Raw genomic sequence first — 19,498 nt, 5'->3', positions numbered from 1 at the left:
ATAATTAACAACAGCGTTAGCTGTTACTTGTTAGCTGTTTTAGTTTTTACTTCAAAGAGTAGAGCAATACCGCCAGCAAGTAGTAAGAAAATTCCTACATAAACGACAGGTAACCAAGGGTCGGAAATGAGTTCTACCACACTAAGTTCTGACCAACGTCCCATACGCTCGTCATAACTCAATTGGTAAATACGCCAACCACCTACACTGATAGGGTGATTCACCTCTATTTTTTCTTCTAAAACTTCTTGTTTTCCTTTTTGATATACTAATACCTCAGATTGGAATTTACGTGCTTCGGCAGGAGCCATTACCAAGGTATGCTCATCGTCTAAATGAATGGCACGAGGTGAGAATTGGAAGTTACCTGCAGAAATCCAATCGGTTTTCTTTTTGTGAGTACGAAGGTCTTCTACGGTTACCTTAGCCGCATTGGTCGCACCCCACATCGTGTGATTGATGTAGGTACTATCGGTATCGGGAATAGCTTTTTCGAGATATTGGTGAAGAGTAATTTTCCAGTTCAGCAGGGTTGCATAGTCGCCGTCTTTTTCGAGCATAAAGCCTTGAGGTTTTTCAGTAGGCAAAGCAGAACCTGTACTATCAATCACAAATAGTTTGTTAGGATAAATATCAATACTGAACTCTTTGAGTTCCATTGCAATGGGGAGTTCTACCATTTGATTATCTTCAGTAGTAGCGCGCCATTCGAGTTTATCCTTATAGAGGTTCATTTTCAGACGTATAATATCTCCCTGACCTAATATGCCAGCGAACATTGTAAGCCATAAGCCAAAGTGATTGAGGAGGAAAGGTATGTTTTTGCGTTGGTAGACCATCGAGCGTTTGAGGATAGAAAACCAAAGATTCATCAGAGCCAATACGAAGATAATGCCAAAGTACCAAGTTTTGGTAAGGTCGTCTAATCCTAATTTTCCTAGAAAGCTATTTGCTACCTCTTGAGGATTTACGTTGATGCTCCCCAAACCAATGGTGAGTACCCCAAGGGTTACGACCGTAACAATAGCAAAAGGCGCTGATGAAAAGCGCACGATAAAATTTGTTTTTCTAAAAATAAAATATACAGCTGTAGTGAGTACCACAAAGGCAAAGCCTCCTATTACATTGTAAGGAAAGCTAAACCAACTTTTGCTGATACTTCCTAAGGTAAGTTGTAGTATCAGCCCTATGATAAGGGATATGCACGCTACGAGAATAGCGAAAGGATATTGTTTCATAGTTAGGTAAGAGATAAGAGGTAAGAAATAGGGGCGAATTACATTCGCCCCTACTCGTCATATGTCATTCGTAATTCGTTAAATTACTTTTGGGTTACTAAGCGTCCTTTTTCTTTAGCTTCTTTAATCCATTTAGGGACGATAGTTTCCAAGAATCTTTTCTTAGCAGCTTCTTCTTTAGGAATATCTAGACCGATTTCTTTTTGGGCTTTAGCTTTAGTGCTGATATCAGGCATTACGAAAGCTGTTTTGATGTTTAGTTTTTCTTTAAGCACATCTAAATTATTTTCAGCTTGATAAGCATAGATAAGACCATCGCTAAGGAGGCGTTCAGATTCGATAGGAGCGTGGAAAGCGGCACCGTGTGAAGAGTGTACCATATCCCAACGCCATTGTGATTTGCGGATAAGTGCCAAAGTAGGTTTCATTTGTTCTTCAGTAGCACCGTTATCCCACAAGAATTTAGCTTTGAAGTGTACTTTTGCTAATTGTTTTTCGAGTTTCATACGCATACCATATACAGCATCTTGGCGATCGTATACGTTTTTCACCAATTCTTCTTCACTTTGGCGGTGACAAGTTTGACAGCTTGCAGATACGTTACGCAAAGGGCTACTGATTTGGTGATCGGTGAATTTCACAGCACCATCAGTTTTGTAAGGCATATGGCAATCGGCACAAGAAACGCCGCGTTGTCCGTGAATACCGAGTTGAGAAAGTTCATAGTCGGGGTGTTGTGCTTTGAGGATAGGAGTACGGCTAAGTGGGTGTACATAGTCAGTCCAACCTTCTGCATCGTAGTACTCTTCCATCTTTTCAACAGTCATACCTTTATCCCAAGGGAAAGTAAGATATTTTTTATCACCTTTGAAGTAGTACTCTACGTGGCATTGCGCACACACAAGAGAACGCATCTCTTGATGAGTAGCTTTATTGATATCGCGACCTTGACGTTTGAAGGCTTCTTGTAAAGCCAATTGACTTACTTGCAATTTCATAGTTTTAGTATCGTGGCAAGTAGCGCAACCGATAGGATTTACGATTTGGCTACCCCATTGATCCCAAGGAGCGCTGTAATAAGTTTCAGCACCTACTTCTTTTATTAGGCGAGGCACATCAGGGCTTTTACAAGTCCAGCAAGTACCTGGTTGAGGAGAGTGGGTAGAATCGGTAGGGGCGCCAGTACGGAGGATTTTAGTAACGTCTTCAATAGCGTGCATATGTCCGCGTGGAGCGTTGTATCCCTTAGAGAAAGAATAACCAGCCCAAAGGATTACCATTTCGGGGCGCAAAGCGAGCAAATCATCATCATTACTACTCATATACTTAGAGCGGAAAGTAGTGTCGGCAGTAGCTGCCCACGAAGCGTATTCACGAGGATAGAACGGTTCGTAAAGCTCATTGCGACATTCACCTTCTTTAAGGTTATTACCACCTCTAGCTATTAACTGAGCTTCTGTTGATCTGTTCATTATCGAATTAGCCAATAGACCTAATAAAAAGGTAACCACTGCTAATAAACCTGCAATTAACCAATGTTTCTTTTTCATCGCTGTATAAATTATATTTCGTTTTTTTTAATTATTTGATTTTTCTCTGTTTTTCACCATTTTGTCAAGCCAATCGGGAGTGTTGCTAGGCATATTGTCCACAATAGGCACAGGCGAATGAGGAGCAGCATTAAGCCCTCGTACGCGACTGTGAGGTACTTCTCGGTGGCAGTCCCAGCACAATTTACCGTTATCAGCGTGTGCCATTTTAGCAGTCACCTTGCCCGCTTGCACTTCACTTACCAAAGTACTATGGCAACGAATACAATTTTCTTGTACCACTGTTTGCCCTGGAGTGTGCATCTTAATCACTTGTGGTTCCATACGGAAGGTGAACATTGTAGCGTGGCGAAGTCCGTCGTTCGCTTTAAAATAATATTTGCGAAAAACGTTGTCGTGAGGCACGTGACAATCGTTACACACAGTATTGCGACCGTGCGAAGAGTGCATCCACGTAGCATACTCAGGCTCCATAATATGGCAGTTCACACACGCCTTGGGGTCGTCGGACAGATAGGTGTATGCTTTGGATATATAAAATATGTATCCACAAAGCCCTATCAGTATCCCTACTAACGAGGGAATTAAGAAACGAAACCATCGTCCTTTTTTAGTAGATGGGGTGTTGTTATCTGTTGTCGCCATTATATAAAAAATATTTTTTTCGTTGCTTTTCGTTGCAAATGTAAAATAGTTTCCTTACATTTGCAAAAGAAAATAAAGATATATCCTTATTTTATTGTAATTCTAAATAAGAAGCTGTGGTCTTGTGTCTTATTTTCAGCATTTTAACCTATTTTAAACGTAAAACATTTTAAAAACACTATACCAATGAAAAAACATTTATTATCATTTTTTGCTTTGGGTACCGCTTTCGTTTTGTACCCCTCTTTAGCAACTGCGCAGGTAGAAAATCCTCCTGCCCCTAATGAAGGTGTTCCTCCTCCACAACCTCCTATGGAAGAGATGATGACGCCACCTCCTCCGCCACCTGCCGATAACGAGTTCACGCTATCAGCACAAATTCGTCCGCGCTTCGAGTACCGCAATGGGGCATATCGCCCTTTAGTAGAAGGTGAATCGCCTGCTATCCTCACCAACAACCGCGTGCGCTTAAACTTCGACTATAAGCATAGCGACCGCCTACATTTGTACGTTTCTCTCCAAAACGTGAACGTTTGGGGGCAAGCACAACAAATACAAGCCGTCGATAGAACAGGCGGTATGTCGGTTTTCGAGGCTTACGCCGAATTCCCTCTCATTAATACTCTTAGCGCAAAAGTAGGTAGACAAGTAATTGCGTTGGACGACGACCGTATTTTCGGCTCTCTCGATTGGCACCCTGCCGGACGTAGCCACGATGCAGTGAACCTCAATTGGACACCTTCCGAAAAGTGGACACTTCGCGGTTTCTTTGCCTACAACCAATCAGGGACTGCTACAGGTACACTACTGAATGTAAATACTCCTAGCGGACAGAATTTTACTCCAGGTGCAGGTCAGGATTATCAACACTTGCAAGCTCTTCACGCGCACTATAGCATCAGTGAAGCGCACCAATTGTCGCTCTTGTTTGCTAACTTAGGTTACCGTACCAATGATAGTGCGGACCAAAATATGCAAACTTTCGGTGCGCACTACACTGGCAAAAGTAACCAGTTGACCTATGGTGCTTCTGCTTATATGCAAACTGGTAAAAACGCTGCAGGTGCCGATAAAAGCGCTTATATGTTTGCAGTGAACGCAGGCTACAAGTTCTCTCCTATCTTTGGCTTAACCGCTGGAGTAGACTACCTCAGTGGCAACGCCTCTGATGACACTTCGGGTAAAGACAAGAAATTCAATCCATTCAGCGGTACCAACCACAAGTTCTACGGTTTTATGGATTATTACTATGTAGGTTTCACTCCTTCTGTAGGTTTGCTCAATCCTTATCTCACTGCCAATGTACGCACTGGCGAAAAGAGCAACCTCAGCGCTACTTATCACTTCTTTGCACCCGCTGCTAAGTTCGAAACTGATAAGAAGCACAGTAGCCTCGGTAGTGAAATCGACTTGGTGTACAACTTAAAAGTACAACCTTTTATAGGATTGCAAGTAGGTTACTCTACTTATTTTGCTAACGATGGCACTAAAGCCCTCAAAGGTACTGCTAACCAACGCGGTTACCAAGACTGGTTCTGGTGTAGCCTAAACATCAATCCTAAATTGTTCTCTGCGATATTTTAATTGTATTGAACTATAATAAAAAGAGGTAAGAATTGCCATAGCATTCTTACCTCTTCTTTTTTGCTATATTGTTCACTACATCTCTCTCCTACCTTCGCTTTACTTTTTACCTTTCCGTCGCTACATTCCCCTATTACCTCCGTCATTCGTCATTCGTTCCTCGTCATTCGTTCCCTTTTCCGTCATATTCCCCCTATTGCCTATGGCCTAAGACCTAGTACCTCTTCCTCTTTCTTTCGCCTCGAAACCCCGTTTTTCCCATTTTTATACTCGTTGTATCATATTATGAATCAACTATTTATATACCCCTCCTATACCAATCGTCCAAGATTCGTATAAGCTTCCTATAAGCTCTCTATAAGCTACCCCCACCCTCCTTACACCCTTTTTTCATCAAAATCTCTCCCTCCTCTCTTCCGTTCTTATCCGTTTCCTTCCGAATTCTCCTATGCGTCACTTTTAGGGGTACACACTTTGCCAAAGTTTTTGCCCGTGTGGCTCACACTGCCTGTGCGGCTCGCACCTTTGGCAAAGTTGAATAAACTGACAATATTTACTCATTGTCATATCCTGAAATAGGTTTACACTAAAAACCATAAAAAGATATGACAAAAGGGAGGAAAGAAACAGTTCGGTACAGTGATTGCTTTAAGTTGAGTATCGTAGAAGAGATAGAGAAAAACGGATTGAGTATTGAAAACTGTCGACGTAAGTACGGCATTGGAGGAAGTACAACAATTCAAAAATGGCTCAAAAAGTATGGTAAAAATCACTTATTAAATAAAATAGTACGCGTGGAAACAATTGATGAAATCGGGGAGCTTCAAGCTCTTAAAAAGGAGTTAAAAGCCCTTAAAGAGGCTTTTGCTGAAACGACTTTAGAGAATAAAGTTTATAAGACTTATTTTCAAATTCTTGGTCAGGAAACAGGAATGGGCGATGAAATAAAAAAAAAGTTAGAACAAGAGTTATTGAAGTACTTTCCAAAACAGAAAAGATAAGCGCTCTTTGCAAGTGTTTTGGTATTAGCAGACAAGCTCATTATAAAGCAGTTAAATCGTTCAAGGAGGTAGCACTCAGTGAGAGTATAATTATTGAGATGGTACAGGAAATACGTCGAGAACTGCCCAAGATAGGAGGAAAGAAGCTTTATTATATGTTATCAGATAAGATACATCAGGTAGCAAAAATAGGGAGAGATAAGTTTTTTATGATATTGAATAATAATGATTTACTCATTCAAAGGAAGAGGAGTTATACTCGTACGACCTATTCTAATCATTCTTTTAGAAAGTGGACAAATCTTGTTAAAGATGTAGAAGTGAGTGCTAAAAATTAAGTATGGGTAAGTGATATAACTTATATTCGTACCTTAGAAGGTTTTAGGTATTTATCGCTTATAACTGATTTATATTCAAGAAGGATAGTGGGATATTGTTTAAGTAATAGTCTATCTATTGAAGGGTGTTTAGAGGCTTTGAAGAAGGCTTTAAAAGGGAAGAAAAGGTCAGAGTCTTTAATACATCATTCGGATAGAGGAGTTCAATATTGTTGCAAAGAGTATATATTGTTATTGCAAAAAGAGGACATTCAAATTAGTATGACTCAGGAGAATCACTGTTATGAAAATGCTCACGCGGAGCGTATCAATGGGATTCTCAAGCAAGAGTTTAATTTAGGAGTTACTTTTAATACTGAACAACAAGCTCTTAGTGCGGTATGTTCGGCTATAAAGACATATAATCAAAAACGTCCTCACTATGCATTGAACTTAAAAACTCCTGATCAGGTATACTTTCAAAAGGTAGCTTAATAAGAAAAATATTACTAATAAAACAATAATTAATTATGACAACCTTTTTTAGGACGTGACAAGGTTATTTACAACTGAAAAATGGCTATCGTGGTAATATAAATAAAGGAATGAGCTTTACAGCTCGCTTCTATCTTACCAATCGCACCCTTTGGCAACTCCTCTTCGACCGCACCGACGACTGGTTCAATCCTAATATAATTTAACGTCAGTTCGATATATACAATATTGATTTACAATTGCCTTTTCATTACTGTTCCGTGAAATTCCTCAGCTAAAGCTGAGCCAATCCGTGGAACAATGATGTTTTACAAAAGAATCATCTGTGCTAAATCCGTCTAGCTCGCTCCTATCTGTCGTGCTATAGCTTGTTTGATTTGTTGCAATTTGTTTAATTTCTCTCCCGAAGAGAGATTCAACTATTATTTTCTCTCTGCCACTACGGCGTAGTATCTATTCGTAAAATATCGCAATAACGGACGTAAACCTAACTTCTTCACAGGGTGTGTCCATTTCTCTCTATAAATAATACGAAAGCCCGCTTTCTCTACCAGCATATCCAATTGCCAATCTTCAAACTCGTGATAATGACAGTCGCGAGGGTCAGACGTATTGCGGTAAGCTTTGGCAAACCAAAGGTGCAAGGGCACAGTAATGAGTATCCTTTTAGTAGGGAGATTCTGCAAAACTGCCAAAGGGTTTACCAAGTGCTCTAAAATTTCCAAAGCCACTGTAAAATCAGCCTTAAAGGCTTGTAGGGTGTGTGATTCAAAATCCAAATCCTGCCCCGTAGTGTTAAGCACAGTATAGCCTTCTTGCTGCATTACTGCCGAAAAAGGATTCTCCACCCCCACATCGAGGATAGTGCTACCCTGAGGGGCATATTGTTTGAGAATACTCAAAGTTTTTTGATAGCGTTTTTTAGGAAATATCTTGTACATAATTTACATTGACAATTAACAAGGAGATGCCACAAATTTCGCCAAAGTCGGCGTCGCCTCACCTTTTACCTTTTATTCACATACCCAGCTGTGAGCCCTCGCTGGCTTTACCTTTTACCTCTTACCTCTTACCTAATTCTAGTGTGCATCGAGCCAGTTATCCCCTACCCCTAAGTCTGCCACAAGCGGAACAGCAAGAGTAAAAGCGCTCTCCATCGCTTCTTTAATCAGAGGCTTAACGGTATTGAGCTCTGTTTTAGGTACGTCGAACACTAACTCGTCGTGCACCTGCAAGAGCATACGGGTTTGAAGTTGTTGGCGAATCAACTCGTGTTGTATGCGTATCATCGCAATTTTGATGATATCCGCAGCCGAGCCCTGTATCGGGGCATTCACAGCGTTGCGCTCAGCTGCTCCGCGCACTACTTGGTTACGAGAGTGAATATCGGGTAGATAGCGACGCCTTCCCAATACGGTCTCTACATAGCCGTGTTCTTGAGCAAATTGTATTTGCTTACTGATATAGTTTCGCAGGTTGGGATACGTAGCGTAATAAGTGTCTATCAATTCCTTGCTCTCTGAACGACTCAAATTGGTTTGAGCCGAGAGTCCAAATGCCGATACACCATAGATAATCCCGAAGTTTACCGTCTTGGCGTGACTGCGCTGTTCACGAGTTACCTCTTCCAAAGGCACGTGGAACACTTTGGCAGCTGTGGAACGGTGAATATCCTCATTGCGGAGGAATGAGTCAATCATATTGTGTTCTTCGCTCAAGGCAGCGATGATGCGAAGCTCTATTTGCGAATAGTCGGCAGAGAGAAGCACATAATCAGGATTGCGTGCGATGAACGCCTTGCGCACCTGCTGACCGCGAGGAGTGCGGATAGGAATATTCTGCAAGTTAGGATTATTACTGCTCAATCTACCCGTCGCAGCTACCGTTTGCATATAGGTAGTGTGTACACGACCGGTGAGTTTGTTCACCTCCAAAGGCAAGGCATCTACATAAGTAGATTTGAGCTTCTGCACTTGTCGCCATTCAAGTATATCGGCTACTATCTTATGCTTAGAAGCAAAGGGGGCTAATACTTCTTCGGAAGTGGCATACTGACCTGTTTTCGTCTTCTTAGGTTTGCTGTCAATTTTCAGTTTTTCAAAAAGAATATCACCTAGCTGTTTCGGCGATGCCAAATTGAAGCTCTCCCCTGCCTGCTCGGCTATAGTGGCTTCGAGTTGTGCTATATCGGCATCTAAGATCTTAGCGTATTCTTTTAAGAAGGGTACATCGAGGTTCACTCCTTCGCGTTCCATAGTGGCTAACACTTTTATCAAAGGCGCTTCCAAATCAGTATAGATTTTCTCGGCGTTCACTTTGGGCATTTCCTCCTTAAATACGTTTTTGAGTTGCCACGTAACATCAGCATCTTCCACGGCGTATTCCTTCACTTGGTCGAGTGGAACGGTACGCATAGAGCGTTGTGCCTTACCTTTACCTATCAAACTCCCAATAGCAATAGGGGTATAGTTCAGATAGGTTTCACTGAGGATATCCATATTGTGGCGCATATCTGGATTCAGCAGATAGTGGGCTATCATCGTGTCGAAGAGTGCGCCTCGCACCTCAATGTTGTAGTTTTGTAATACTTTAAGGTCGTATTTCAAATTCTGACCTACCTTACCAATACGCTCATTTTCAAAGAACGGACGGAAGGTTTCAAGCAGTTTTGTTGCTTCTGCTTTATCAGTAGGGAAAGGTATGTAATAACCTTTGTGAGCCGACCAGCAGAAGGAAATCCCTACCAATTCGGCTTCTAAGGCGTTCACACTGGTCGTTTCGGTATCAAAACACACTTCGGCTTGTTGCAATAAATTCTGCAAGAGCAGTTGTTGCGCCATTGGGGTATCAGCTAATTGGTAGAAGTGAGGTGTATTAGTGCTGTTCTTCTTGTCGCTGATTACCTGTGGTTGTGCAAATAAATCGCCTTGTGTAAAGAGACTTAACTGCCCCTCTGTGGGCTTATTACCTGTAAGTGGCGGGGGTGCTGTTGGCATCTCGGGCTGATACGTTCTGAGAAAGTTCTGCAATAACTGACGAAATTCTAACTCTTCAAATATCCTCCCTACCGCTTCAAAATCGGGTTCGGACATCGCAAAGTCTTCTTCATCAAACGTTACAGGCACGTCCAGCATAATGGTAGCTAACTGTTTAGAGAGGATTCCTTTTTCCTTGTTGCTCTCAATATTCTCGCGCAGTTTGCCTTTCAGTTGGTCAGTATGGGCGAGAAGGTTTTCCATAGAGCCAAAGTCGGCAAGTAGCTTTTTAGCGGTCTTCTCGCCTACTCCTGGAAGCCCAGGTATATTGTCTACCGCATCACCCATCATTCCGAGGAAGTCTATTACCTGCAAAGGATTTTGCACCTCAAATTTCTCTTGTACTTCTTTTACGCCCCAAATCTCCACATCGTTACCTCCGCGCGAAGGTCGGTATATAAAGATATTATCACTCACAAGTTGTGCATAGTCCTTATCGGGCGTTACCATATACACTTGGTAGTTCTGCTTTTCAGCTTGCTTAGAGAGTGTCCCGATGATATCGTCAGCCTCATAACCCTCTTTTTCGATGATAGGAATATGCAAGGCTTTCAAGATTTCGTGAATATACGGAATTGCTAACCGAATGGCTTCGGGCGTTTCTTCCCGATTGGCTTTATAGTCGGCAAAGAGTTCCGTGCGTTCCACACTTCCTCCCTTGTCGAAAGCCACAGCAAGGTGGTCGGGCTTTTCTTTTTTAATTACTTCTAAAAGAGAGTTCATAAAGCCCAAAATAGCCGACGTGTTCAACCCTTTGGAGTTGATACGCGGGTTCTTGATAAAAGCGTAATAACCCCTAAAAATAAGGGCATAAGCATCGAGTAGGAAAAGCCGTTTTTTCATTCATTAAATAATTTATCCTCCATTAAGCCAAAAACATCAAGCATACTCCCTCTTAAATTCGCTAATTCCCTCTTCGAAAGGTGTTTTTAGTTCATTTTATCTTCACTCAATATAGGTAAAAAGGAGGTTACTCTTTTGGCTGAAAGAGATACATATTTTTGCGCAAAGGTAGTAAAATAATTGTAATTTCCCATTTTATTTGTACTTTTGTCCCGAATATAAATTAACCTTTAATAATTAATCATTCACCATTATGAAAGTATCTGTTGAACTTACTTTTAGCCCGTTGCAAGACGATTACGAGCGTCCTATCATTCACTTTATTAAGAAACTGCGCGCCTCTGGGCTCATCGTACAAGAAAACCCTCTCAGTACCCAAGTCTATGGCGAGTATACCCAAGTGATGAATGTTCTCACCACCGAGATAGAAGAAGCCCTCGACTTAGTAGAACGCGGACTGATGTACGTGAAAATCGTAAAGTCCGACCGCCACGAGTATAAACCTTTCTTCTAAGTAAAGCCTGCGAGCAAGCGTAACTGAATATCTGATATGGAAGCGTTTTTCAATTGGTTTTTTAGTCAGTATCAAGGAGTCCCTACCCATTTAGTGGTTTTAGAAATCATAGGTGTGTTCTTTGGGTTCCTCAGTGTTTGGCTGGCTAAAAAAGGAAATATATGGGTATACCCTACGGGTATCATCAGCACGGTGTTATTTGTATACCTGCTATGGCACTACGTGCTGTGGGGCGATATGCTTATCAATGCCTATTATACAGCGATGAGTATCTACGGATGGATACTGTGGGCAAAGAACGCCCAAGACAATGTGATTACTATCTCCGCTACCACCCGTCGCGATTGGCAAATCTGTACTCTTTTAGGCGTTTTTAGCTTGGTTTTTGTCACTGCGGTATACTACCTGAAACCTTACATCAAAAACAACTTTTCTATGCAGGGAATCTCCTTAGGATTCCACAACTTCCTCCCTACCGAATATGTCGATGTCTTTACCACCTCCATTTTCTTGATAGGAATGTGGCTAATGGCAAAACGCAAAGTAGAAAACTGGGTCTTTTGGATTCTCGGCGACCTCATTTCAGTACCTCTCTACCTCAAAAAAGGAATGCTATTCACCTCCTTTCAGTACTTTTTATTCACCATTATTGCCATTATGGGCTATAGAGAATGGAAACAACACTTGCGCAACGAGACAGCCTGATAAAGCGTATCGCCTTTGTAGGTCCTGAGTGCACCGGCAAAACCACTCTTAGTCGTACTCTTGCCCAGCAGTTCCAAACCGTATGGGCTGAGGAGTATATGCGCACTTACCTACAACACAAGTGGAACACTCAGCATCTCACCTGCACGTGGGACGACCTCCTACCCATCGCTCACGGACAAGTTTTGCTCGAAAACAAACGTATCCAGCAAGCCAATGAATATTTGTTTTGCGACACCTGTCTGCTCGAACTAATGGTCTATTCTTACCTTTACTATGGCAAATGCAACCCACAAATAGAGCGCGCAGCCCTCACACATCATTACCACACCCTTTTTCTCACTTATGTTGATGTCCCTTGGCAACCCGACGACCTCCGCGATAAACCCCACGAGCGCGAGAGCGTATTTGCTTTTTTTGAGCAACATCTGAACGCTCACGGCATACAATACCATATCCTAAAAGGTTCCTTAGAGGAACGCATCGCCCAATGCACCAAAATGCTAACCGCATAACATCTTCTCACAAGCCCCCTCTATCCGACCCCCGTCCTACGACTCCTCCCCGCCCAACAACTATTTTCGTCCCCACATTCCCTTTTTTTCCCATCACTACATTCCCCATTTACTAATTTTCTAATTTGCTAATTCCCTAATTATCCCTTCTCCTTTCCGTCCCTACATTCCCACTTTTCCGTCGCTCTCTACTCGTCACTACACCCCCTCTCCTTGGGAGAAGTCTCCGAATAGGAGAGTATGTGAACGGGGTGAGGATTCTCTTTCTTTCGCCTCGAAACCCCGTTTTTACCGTTTTTTGTGTCGCTGTATTATACTATGAGTCAACTATTTATATACCCTTTCTATACCAATCGTCCAAGATTCGTATAAGCTTCCTATAAGCTCTCTATAAGCTAACCCCACCCTCCTTACTGCCTTTTTTTATCAAAAACTCTCCCTCCCTTCTTCCGAACTTCTCCGTTTCCTTCCGAATCCTCCTAACAAACCCCAACACATCGCTTTTTCATCTCAAACTTTGGCAAAGTTAATAGCCCGTCGTGCTACGACTGCCTGTGTGGCTCGCTCCTTTGCCAAAGTTGAATAAACTAACAATAGCTCCGCTGGTTTACAAGGCGTAGCCTTGATTTTGTTTAAAATTTGTTTAATTTCTGAGGCACAGCCTCATTTCTCTAATACAACCTCACACTCCATTTGCTAATTCTCTCATTTGCTAATTTCCTTATTCTCTCATTCTCTCATTTTCTAATTTGCTAATTTTCTAATTTTTCCCGCCCGTGTGGCTCGCATTATTGGCATTATTGCCATTTCCAGTATTATTAATTTTTGTCAATTAAAAAATATTTCGTACCTTTGTACTATCTTTTAAACAGTAACACACTATGAAAAAAGAACAACTCAAACAAATGAAAGATGGCAAGGGCTTTATCGCAGCCCTCGACCAAAGTGGCGGTAGTACCCCAAAAGCCCTTAAACTTTACGGTGTGAATGAAGACCAATATAGCAATGAAGACCAAATGTTTGACCTCATTCACCAAATGCGTACCCGCATCATCAAAAGCCCCGCCTTTAACAGCCATAAAATTATCGGTGCTATCCTTTTCGAACAGACAATGGATAGAAAAATCGACGGTAAATACACCGCCGATTATCTCTGGGAAGAAAAACACATAGTTCCCTTCCTTAAAGTCGATAAAGGCTTAGAAAGCTTAGACGCCGATGGCGTTCAACTGATGAAACCTATTAGCGGTCTTACAGAACTCTTAGAGCGTGCCAATGAGCGTCATATCTTCGGAACCAAAATGCGTTCAGTCATTAAAAAAGCCTCTCCTGACGGTATTGCACGAGTGGTAAAACAACAGTTTGAGATAGCCAAACAAATCGTAAAAGCAGGACTCGTGCCTATTATAGAGCCCGAAGTAGACATCAATATCCCCGATAAATCACCTGCCGAAGCTATCTTGCGCGACGAGATAAGAAAACACCTCGATGCCCTCCCCGATACTTTCAACGTGATGCTCAAACTCTCTTTGCCAACTATCAACAATCTCTACAAAGAGTTCACCAAGCACCCTCGTGTAGTGCGTGTAGTCGCCCTTTCAGGAGGTTACCCAAGAGAGAAAGCCAATGATATCCTCGCCGAAAACAAAGGCGTAATCGCCAGTTTCTCAAGAGCACTTACCGAAGGACTCTCAGCTCAGCAAACCGATGCTCAGTTCAACGATACTTTAACTCACACTATCGAAGGTATTTACGAAGCTTCAATTAAGTAATCTAAAAAAAACAGACTGCTCCAAAAAGATTTTCTGGGGCAGTCTGTTTTTTTTGTTATTTCTTTATTATTCAAAAATATTTTATATCTTTGCCACATCTTAACTAAAGAATAGCAATCTATGAAAGAAGAATTAGAACAAAGTTTAGTAGCTCTCGCTACCGAAATTATTGCTAAACAAGGGAAACTTAACCTCATAGAACTCAATAGACAGGCTCATAAATTAGCTGAAAAAATCACTATATTGAGTTTCGTTGATAAATATTATCAAGACTTAGGTGCTAATGAAAACCGAAAAAACTCAATGATGAAAAAAGTATCCGATTTCATTGATGAAAATCAAGAAAAAGATATTTTCGATATCAACGTAGAAGCTACCGAAGTGCAACCTATTGCTGCTAAAGGACAAACAAAAGAAAAAACCTCGTTTGTAGCAATGGAACCAAAACCCGTTCAAAAACAAACTACAAAAATAGCGCAACCCCAAGTAGAAGTACATCAGCCCGAACCTGAATGGGCAGTACCTGTGGAACAACCCAAAAGAGTAGAAACATCTCAAATAGATTTTGCAATCGAGCAACCTCAGCAAGTAACACAGCCCGAACAGTTTATTGAGCAACCTCAGTACACCGATGAACAACGTATCTTAAAGCAATCCCCTTCCTTAGAAGAGTTTATCTCTCAGTCTAAGAACACAGTATTCGATAGAAAAGAAACTGATGAGAATATAAAACCCGTACAATCTCTTAACGATAAGTTAGGTAAAAATGCTCAAATAGGTTTAAATGATAAATTGGCTTTTGTACAAAAACTCTTCCTTGGTAGTGAAAGCGAATATAACAAAGTTGTAAAACATATCGGAGAACTCAATACAATGCAAGATGCTGTTTTATACTTAGAACAAGAAATAAAACCTACTTACAACTATTGGAAAGACAAAGAGGAATACGAAGAACGCTTCCTTTCTCTCCTTCTCAAACGCTTTGAAGTGTAATGAGCAAACTCTATCTCATTCCTACCCCCATAGGCAATCTCGAAGATATAACCTTGCGAGCACTCCGTTTGCTCAAAGAGGTTGATATCATCTTAGCCGAAGATACGCGCACCAGTAGTAAGCTTCTCAAACACTACGATATCCATACTCCTATGCAAAGTTACCACCTGTTCAACGAGCACAAAGTGGTAGACGGTTGGGTACAGCGCATCAAAGGAGGTACTACCGTAGCACTCATCACCGATGCAGGAACACCTGCCATTTCCGATCCCGGCTTCTTGCTTACACGTGCTTGCCTTACTGAGGGAGTAGATGTAGAATGCTTACCAGGAGCTACAGCCTTTGTGCCTGCCTTGGTAAACAGTGGCTTGCCTAACGACCGTTTTACCTTCGAAGGCTTCCTTCCCGATAAAAAAGGACGACAAACACGCCTCTCTCAGCTCACAACTGAAACCAAAACGATGATTTTCTACATCTCCCCACATAAATTGCTCAAAACCCTCACTGACTTTATCACCACTTTCGGTACCGACCGTCCTGCGAGTCTCTCACGTGAGCTCACTAAACTATACGAAGAGACCCAACGCGGCACCCTCCAACAACTGTTTGACCACTATAAAGACAAAAATATCAAAGGAGAAATAGTTCTTATTGTTTCTGGGAAAAGTGAAAAATAAAAAGACGCTTTTGCGTCACAAACTTAGCCAAATTTTGAAACTTTGGCTAAGTTGAAAAATACAACAAAAATGATTATCCTTCACATAGAAACTTCAGGGCTCAATTGCTCGGTAGCCCTATCAAAAGACAATCATATTCTTGCAGAAAAATCTGAGAATGCAGGTAAGTTTACTCATTCCGAAAACTTACATCTCTTTATTGAAGACGTAATGCAACAAGCCTCCTTGCCCCTTTCTGCGGTTGATGCTATAGCCGTAAGTGCAGGTGCAGGCTCTTATACAGGTTTGCGCATTGGTATTGCTACTGCCAAGGGTCTTTGCTTTGCTTTGGAGAAACCCTTAATTGCTATTCCCACCTTGCAAATCCTCGCTCACCAAGCTCAGGGCAATTGTATTATCCCTATGCTCGATGCACGCCGTATGGAGGTGTATAGCGCTGTATTTAATAGTGCTTATCAGTTTGTGAGTCCTACTGAAGCTAAAATCCTCGATGAGTATAGTTATCAAGAAGAACTAAATAGGGGTAAAGTAATTTTTTTAGGTGATGGTAGTACGAAGTTTGCTACTATCTGTAAGCATCCTAATGCTGTATTTATACCCAATGCCTTCCCTGAGGCAAAAGATATGCTTCCGTTTGCTATAGAAAAATATACAAAACAAGACTTTGAAGATATTGCTTATTTTGAACCTCAGTATTTAAAATAGAAGTAAAAGTTAATGCCCTACAATTAGGATTTCATCATCGGTTAGAAGCTCTTCATTCCGGAAACGTAGCAGTATTTGGGCTACTGTAATAGTATCTTTTTCACAATAAGTAGCAATGCGATCTACATCGCCTTCATTGTAAAACACATCACGCACTTCGCTACCATTAATATCGTCTTTAGGCGAAGGAATGCCCAAAATATGAGCCAAGAGCTTCAGCGAAGTGAAGTGTTTATAATCACCAAATTTCCATAGTTCAAGAGTATCGAGATGCGGAATTTCCCAAGGTTTCTTACCAAAGAGCTGTAGTTTTTGAGGAATAGGAATACCATTGATAATCATACGTCGTGAGAGGTAAGGAAAGTCAAACTCTTTGCCATTATGAGCACAAAACAATTTATTAGCGCGTGAAAAGTGTTCTTCTACCAAACGTACAAAATCTTTTAACAATACTTCTTCCTCTCCCACAAACGAGGTAACCCTAAAAGTGCGTTGCTGATGTCGAAAAGAAAAGTAGCCTACTGATATACATACAATCTTACCAAACTCCGCCCAAATACCTGCACGGTCGTAAAATTCTTCAGCAGTAAACTCATCTTTCCGCTGATAACGTGTCTTTTCCTCCCACAGTTCCTGTTCTAAAGCCGAAAGCTCAGCGTGTTGTTCATAGAGTGGTACCGTTTCTATGTCTAAGAAGAGAATATCTTCAAGATTAATCTTGTTAAGCATTTTTACTGAAATTCAACTATTAATTTAAAGTCTCATTGCTCTACTACCCTCTAACGCCTAAAACCTTATATGCCTCATCTATATAATCATAAATGTCTTGAGTAAACTTACTGCCTTCAGGAGAAGTATCGGCAGTGCGATGCCCTAAACGCACAATGATGACTTTATCAGTAGGATTTACAATTACGTATTGTCCCAAATGTCCACGCATCATAAAGAAATGGGTATCTTTATAGTCCAATAACCACCAACCATAGCCGTATTCTGGACTCTCGGCAAAGCGAGGTTGTACGGAAGTCGCCACAAAGGTAGAGTCTAATAGCTGTTTACCATTCCACTTACCATTATCTCGATAGAGTTTCCCGAGGCGGGCAAAGTCGCGTGCATTCGAAGCAATACAACAATACGCCTTTTCAAGTCCGTCTTCTTCACTGTCCAATTGCCAAAGAGCATCGCTCTCACAACCCATCGGCTGCCATAAGCTCTCGGTGAGATACTGAGTAAGGGTCTTCTTTGTAGCTTTCTCTAATACCATTCCCAAAAGGAAAGTATTCCCACTGAGGTATTTATAGGCTTTCCCAGGGGGAGAAACAATCCTCAGTTGGAGCATCTTTTCTCTAAAATGTTTATCAAAATAAGCACGTGTGGTAATAGAAAACGGATTGTAATACGCCTCGTCCCAGTCAAGCCCTGATGCCATAGACGAGAGGTCGCCTACCGTAAGCTGAGCTCCGAAGCCTTTTTTGTACTCAGGAAAGAAATCGCTTACTTTTTGGTCGAGACTCTTGATATAACCATCGGCAATAGCCTTACCCAAGAGCGCCGAGACATAGCTCTTTGCCATAGAAAACGAATTACTTTTGCTCTCAGTATTATAGCCTTCAAAATACTGTTCGTGCCATATACTATCACCTTTGATGATAAGGAAAGCTACCGTTCCGTATTTTTTATGGGCATTTTGTAGTTCGGGAGTTTCGGGTATTTTGTTGTAATCCGCTGAAAGTGGCCAAGGCTGAGGAGTAGAACTTTTAGCAATCGTACGATTGTCAAAATAGGTATAATCATCAAGGAAAGTAGTAGTATGCCCCGTACCGTAGACCATCACTACTGCTTTGAGAATATAACCATAGCCCGCCACGTAAAGGGTTCCTATGAGTAGTAGCAGTACAACAACGAAATTAATGAGAAACTTTTTCATATTTAATTTTTTAATAAGGTTTATTTATGCTTATTCTTCATCAGGCAACAATATAGTTTCGCCATTCTCGGTTTCGTACATTACCCCGAGGCGTTTACCTTTTTTCTGAGTGGTAGAAGCATCGGGGGTTGCACCTTCTACTGTTTTATATTTAGTGATTTTCTGTCCTTCACGGCGAAGGATTTCCATATCATCACCTTTCTTCTTTACAATGGTAAAATCTTCACCCGAAAAGAAATCTGCCATATTCAGGTTCATCACCATCGATACCATTAAGGCAACGGCAAAAACCATCGCCACGTCAAAGAGGTTTACCACTACACTTAGCGGGTCGGCATCATCGTCTTTGAGTCGAGATATGCGTCGGTTTGTCTTCATTGTCTTGCGGGTTGGGTTAATACTCTACTTACGTATTCAAGGTTGTTGATTTCTTTGCTATACCAGCGTTGTTTGAACTGCAAGGTTACCAACCCTACTAAACTAATCACTAAGCCTACAACGGTCGTCGCAAATACCACTTGCATATTACTCGCCATCTTAGAAATGTCTCCGGTGGAGAGCCCTGTGAGCGCCGGACTCATAGCGATAAGCGTACCGATGAGCCCCAAAACGGGACCTACTTTCGCCAACAGCTTAGAGGTGGCTATGTCTTTTTCGCCTTCATTCTCGAAGTTGGAAATCATATAGTCGTAATATGCCTCGTCGGGTATATGGCTAAGAATATCACGCAAGTATTGGGTGTAAAGGGCGTTATCGCGTGCGGGCAATAGGGCTTTAAGTTGTTCTGCGCTTTCGGGTGTGAGCGTCCTAATGGCTTCATTCAGCTGTTTGTCGTTTTTGTATTTAGTGATGAAGCGGTTGTAGAAACTACCTACCAATAATAAAGCGCGCACAAAAAGCACCAAGAGTACGATAATGTCGGGTATCAGCAAACTATCCGATACCAAGAATAGAATTTTAGAAATTTCACTCATAAAGTTAA

The 19,498-nt window shown here is 41.5% G+C and carries 19 protein-coding genes and 1 pseudogene; 11 read left to right on the top strand and 9 right to left on the bottom strand.

Features of this window, described 5'->3' with window-relative positions:
• Positions 1 to 23 precede the first annotated feature (23 nt).
• The 3 genes from HW279_RS04995 to nrfH all read right to left on the bottom strand — a co-directional run bounded on the left by HW279_RS04995 (position 24) and on the right by nrfH (position 3,433).
• Positions 24 to 1,238 (bottom strand): cytochrome c biogenesis protein ResB, encoded by a 1,215-nt coding sequence (locus HW279_RS04995; protein WP_178958205.1) that lies wholly within the window; start codon positions 1,236 to 1,238, stop codon positions 24 to 26.
• 83 nt (positions 1,239 to 1,321) lie between these two features.
• A complete protein-coding gene (gene nrfA / locus HW279_RS04990) occupies positions 1,322 to 2,788 on the bottom strand; it encodes an ammonia-forming cytochrome c nitrite reductase (RefSeq protein WP_178958204.1) in 1,467 nt (488 codons plus the stop codon).
• 27 nt (positions 2,789 to 2,815) lie between these two features.
• Entirely contained in the window at positions 2,816 to 3,433 is a 618-nt protein-coding gene (gene nrfH / locus HW279_RS04985; RefSeq protein WP_009409942.1) for a cytochrome c nitrite reductase small subunit, read from the bottom strand.
• A gap of 186 nt (positions 3,434 to 3,619) precedes the next feature.
• On the opposite strand from nrfH, the gene HW279_RS04980 reads away from it, so the two are divergent.
• From HW279_RS04980 to HW279_RS04965, 4 genes and pseudogenes are all read left to right on the top strand, one after another.
• Entirely contained in the window at positions 3,620 to 5,017 is a 1,398-nt protein-coding gene (locus HW279_RS04980) for an alginate export family protein (RefSeq protein ID WP_178958203.1), read from the top strand.
• A gap of 653 nt (positions 5,018 to 5,670) precedes the next feature.
• A complete protein-coding gene (locus HW279_RS04975; protein WP_255495771.1) occupies positions 5,671 to 6,018 on the top strand; it encodes a transposase in 348 nt (115 codons plus the stop codon).
• Positions 6,019 to 6,116: 98 nt separating this feature from the next.
• The gene (locus HW279_RS04970; protein ID WP_178958202.1) at positions 6,117 to 6,356 is read left to right on the top strand and encodes a hypothetical protein; all 240 of its coding nucleotides are present in this window, start codon (positions 6,117 to 6,119) and stop codon (positions 6,354 to 6,356) included.
• 12 nt (positions 6,357 to 6,368) lie between these two features.
• Positions 6,369 to 6,830: pseudogene (locus HW279_RS04965) on the top strand (transposase); the annotation flags it as partial.
• A 422-nt stretch (positions 6,831 to 7,252) separates the two neighbouring features.
• Here the strand turns inward: HW279_RS04965 and HW279_RS04955 are convergent.
• Both HW279_RS04955 and polA read right to left on the bottom strand, forming a co-directional pair.
• Positions 7,253 to 7,771, bottom strand: a complete 519-nt coding sequence (locus HW279_RS04955; protein WP_178958201.1) for a class I SAM-dependent methyltransferase — start codon at positions 7,769 to 7,771, stop codon at positions 7,253 to 7,255.
• 138 nt (positions 7,772 to 7,909) lie between these two features.
• On the bottom strand, positions 7,910 to 10,708 hold the full coding sequence (gene polA / locus HW279_RS04950; RefSeq protein ID WP_178958200.1) for a DNA polymerase I: 2,799 nt from the start codon (positions 10,706 to 10,708) through the stop codon (positions 7,910 to 7,912).
• 253 nt (positions 10,709 to 10,961) lie between these two features.
• On the opposite strand from polA, the gene HW279_RS04945 reads away from it, so the two are divergent.
• From HW279_RS04945 to tsaB, 7 genes are all read left to right on the top strand, one after another.
• Complete coding sequence (locus HW279_RS04945) at positions 10,962 to 11,222, top strand: thiamine-binding protein (RefSeq protein ID WP_002674885.1); 261 nt, start codon at positions 10,962 to 10,964, stop codon at positions 11,220 to 11,222.
• Positions 11,223 to 11,258: 36 nt separating this feature from the next.
• Entirely contained in the window at positions 11,259 to 11,927 is a 669-nt protein-coding gene (gene pnuC / locus HW279_RS04940; protein WP_178958199.1) for a nicotinamide riboside transporter PnuC, read from the top strand.
• Entirely contained in the window at positions 11,894 to 12,442 is a 549-nt protein-coding gene (locus HW279_RS04935) for an AAA family ATPase (RefSeq protein ID WP_178958198.1), read from the top strand. The genes pnuC and HW279_RS04935 overlap by 34 nt, the downstream gene beginning before the upstream one ends.
• Positions 12,443 to 13,323: 881 nt before the next feature.
• On the top strand, positions 13,324 to 14,214 hold the full coding sequence (locus HW279_RS04930) for a fructose bisphosphate aldolase (RefSeq protein WP_009419089.1): 891 nt from the start codon (positions 13,324 to 13,326) through the stop codon (positions 14,212 to 14,214).
• A 120-nt stretch (positions 14,215 to 14,334) separates the two neighbouring features.
• Positions 14,335 to 15,207, top strand: coding sequence for a hypothetical protein (locus tag HW279_RS04925; protein ID WP_178958197.1), 873 nt, complete (start codon positions 14,335 to 14,337; stop codon positions 15,205 to 15,207).
• Positions 15,207 to 15,884, top strand: coding sequence for a 16S rRNA (cytidine(1402)-2'-O)-methyltransferase (gene rsmI, locus HW279_RS04920; RefSeq protein WP_178958196.1), 678 nt, complete (start codon positions 15,207 to 15,209; stop codon positions 15,882 to 15,884). Before HW279_RS04925 ends, rsmI begins: the two co-directional genes overlap by 1 nt.
• Positions 15,885 to 15,953: 69 nt before the next feature.
• Positions 15,954 to 16,589, top strand: coding sequence for a tRNA (adenosine(37)-N6)-threonylcarbamoyltransferase complex dimerization subunit type 1 TsaB (gene tsaB / locus HW279_RS04915; protein ID WP_178958195.1), 636 nt, complete (start codon positions 15,954 to 15,956; stop codon positions 16,587 to 16,589).
• Positions 16,590 to 16,598: 9 nt separating this feature from the next.
• Here the strand turns inward: tsaB and HW279_RS04910 are convergent, their stop codons facing one another.
• Genes HW279_RS04910 through HW279_RS04895 form a run of 4 tightly spaced genes read right to left on the bottom strand, consistent with a single transcriptional unit; the run spans position 16,599 to position 19,490 of the window.
• Positions 16,599 to 17,318 (bottom strand): 3'-5' exonuclease, encoded by a 720-nt coding sequence (locus HW279_RS04910; RefSeq protein ID WP_009421820.1) that lies wholly within the window; start codon positions 17,316 to 17,318, stop codon positions 16,599 to 16,601.
• Between the two features lie 43 nt (positions 17,319 to 17,361).
• Entirely contained in the window at positions 17,362 to 18,516 is a 1,155-nt protein-coding gene (locus HW279_RS04905; protein WP_178958194.1) for a serine hydrolase domain-containing protein, read from the bottom strand.
• Positions 18,517 to 18,546: 30 nt separating this feature from the next.
• A complete protein-coding gene (locus HW279_RS04900; protein ID WP_002674860.1) occupies positions 18,547 to 18,894 on the bottom strand; it encodes a DUF2149 domain-containing protein in 348 nt (115 codons plus the stop codon).
• Positions 18,891 to 19,490 carry a MotA/TolQ/ExbB proton channel family protein gene (locus tag HW279_RS04895; RefSeq protein ID WP_009419083.1) on the bottom strand — a complete coding sequence of 200 codons (600 nt, stop codon included), beginning with the start codon at positions 19,488 to 19,490 and terminating at the stop codon, positions 18,891 to 18,893. The genes HW279_RS04900 and HW279_RS04895 overlap by 4 nt, the downstream gene beginning before the upstream one ends.
• Positions 19,491 to 19,498 lie beyond the last annotated feature (8 nt).

Origin of the sequence: Capnocytophaga sp. oral taxon 903 (assembly GCF_013394785.1) — a bacterium.
GTDB classification, from domain to species: Bacteria; Bacteroidota; Bacteroidia; order Flavobacteriales; family Flavobacteriaceae; genus Capnocytophaga; species Capnocytophaga ochracea.
Note: the sequence above shows the minus strand (reverse complement) of the source record. Positions and strands in the feature narration are given on the sequence as shown.

Coding starts and splice junctions, on each gene's coding strand:
- polA (WP_178958200.1), bottom strand. CDS start 10,708: ATGAAAAAACGGCTTTTCCTACTCGATGCTTATGCCCTTATTTTTAGG.
- HW279_RS04955 (WP_178958201.1), bottom strand. CDS start 7,771: ATGTACAAGATATTTCCTAAAAAACGCTATCAAAAAACTTTGAGTATT.
- HW279_RS04910 (WP_009421820.1), bottom strand. CDS start 17,318: ATGCTTAACAAGATTAATCTTGAAGATATTCTCTTCTTAGACATAGAA.
- HW279_RS04905 (WP_178958194.1), bottom strand. CDS start 18,516: ATGAAAAAGTTTCTCATTAATTTCGTTGTTGTACTGCTACTACTCATA.
- nrfH (WP_009409942.1), bottom strand. CDS start 3,433: ATGGCGACAACAGATAACAACACCCCATCTACTAAAAAAGGACGATGG.
- HW279_RS04935 (WP_178958198.1), top strand. CDS start 11,894: ATGGAAACAACACTTGCGCAACGAGACAGCCTGATAAAGCGTATCGCC.
- rsmI (WP_178958196.1), top strand. CDS start 15,207: ATGAGCAAACTCTATCTCATTCCTACCCCCATAGGCAATCTCGAAGAT.
- HW279_RS04980 (WP_178958203.1), top strand. CDS start 3,620: ATGAAAAAACATTTATTATCATTTTTTGCTTTGGGTACCGCTTTCGTT.
- tsaB (WP_178958195.1), top strand. CDS start 15,954: ATGATTATCCTTCACATAGAAACTTCAGGGCTCAATTGCTCGGTAGCC.
- nrfA (WP_178958204.1), bottom strand. CDS start 2,788: ATGAAAAAGAAACATTGGTTAATTGCAGGTTTATTAGCAGTGGTTACC.
- HW279_RS04925 (WP_178958197.1), top strand. CDS start 14,335: ATGAAAGAAGAATTAGAACAAAGTTTAGTAGCTCTCGCTACCGAAATT.
- HW279_RS04945 (WP_002674885.1), top strand. CDS start 10,962: ATGAAAGTATCTGTTGAACTTACTTTTAGCCCGTTGCAAGACGATTAC.
- HW279_RS04900 (WP_002674860.1), bottom strand. CDS start 18,894: ATGAAGACAAACCGACGCATATCTCGACTCAAAGACGATGATGCCGAC.
- HW279_RS04895 (WP_009419083.1), bottom strand. CDS start 19,490: ATGAGTGAAATTTCTAAAATTCTATTCTTGGTATCGGATAGTTTGCTG.
- HW279_RS04930 (WP_009419089.1), top strand. CDS start 13,324: ATGAAAAAAGAACAACTCAAACAAATGAAAGATGGCAAGGGCTTTATC.
- pnuC (WP_178958199.1), top strand. CDS start 11,259: ATGGAAGCGTTTTTCAATTGGTTTTTTAGTCAGTATCAAGGAGTCCCT.
- HW279_RS04970 (WP_178958202.1), top strand. CDS start 6,117: ATGGTACAGGAAATACGTCGAGAACTGCCCAAGATAGGAGGAAAGAAG.
- HW279_RS04995 (WP_178958205.1), bottom strand. CDS start 1,238: ATGAAACAATATCCTTTCGCTATTCTCGTAGCGTGCATATCCCTTATC.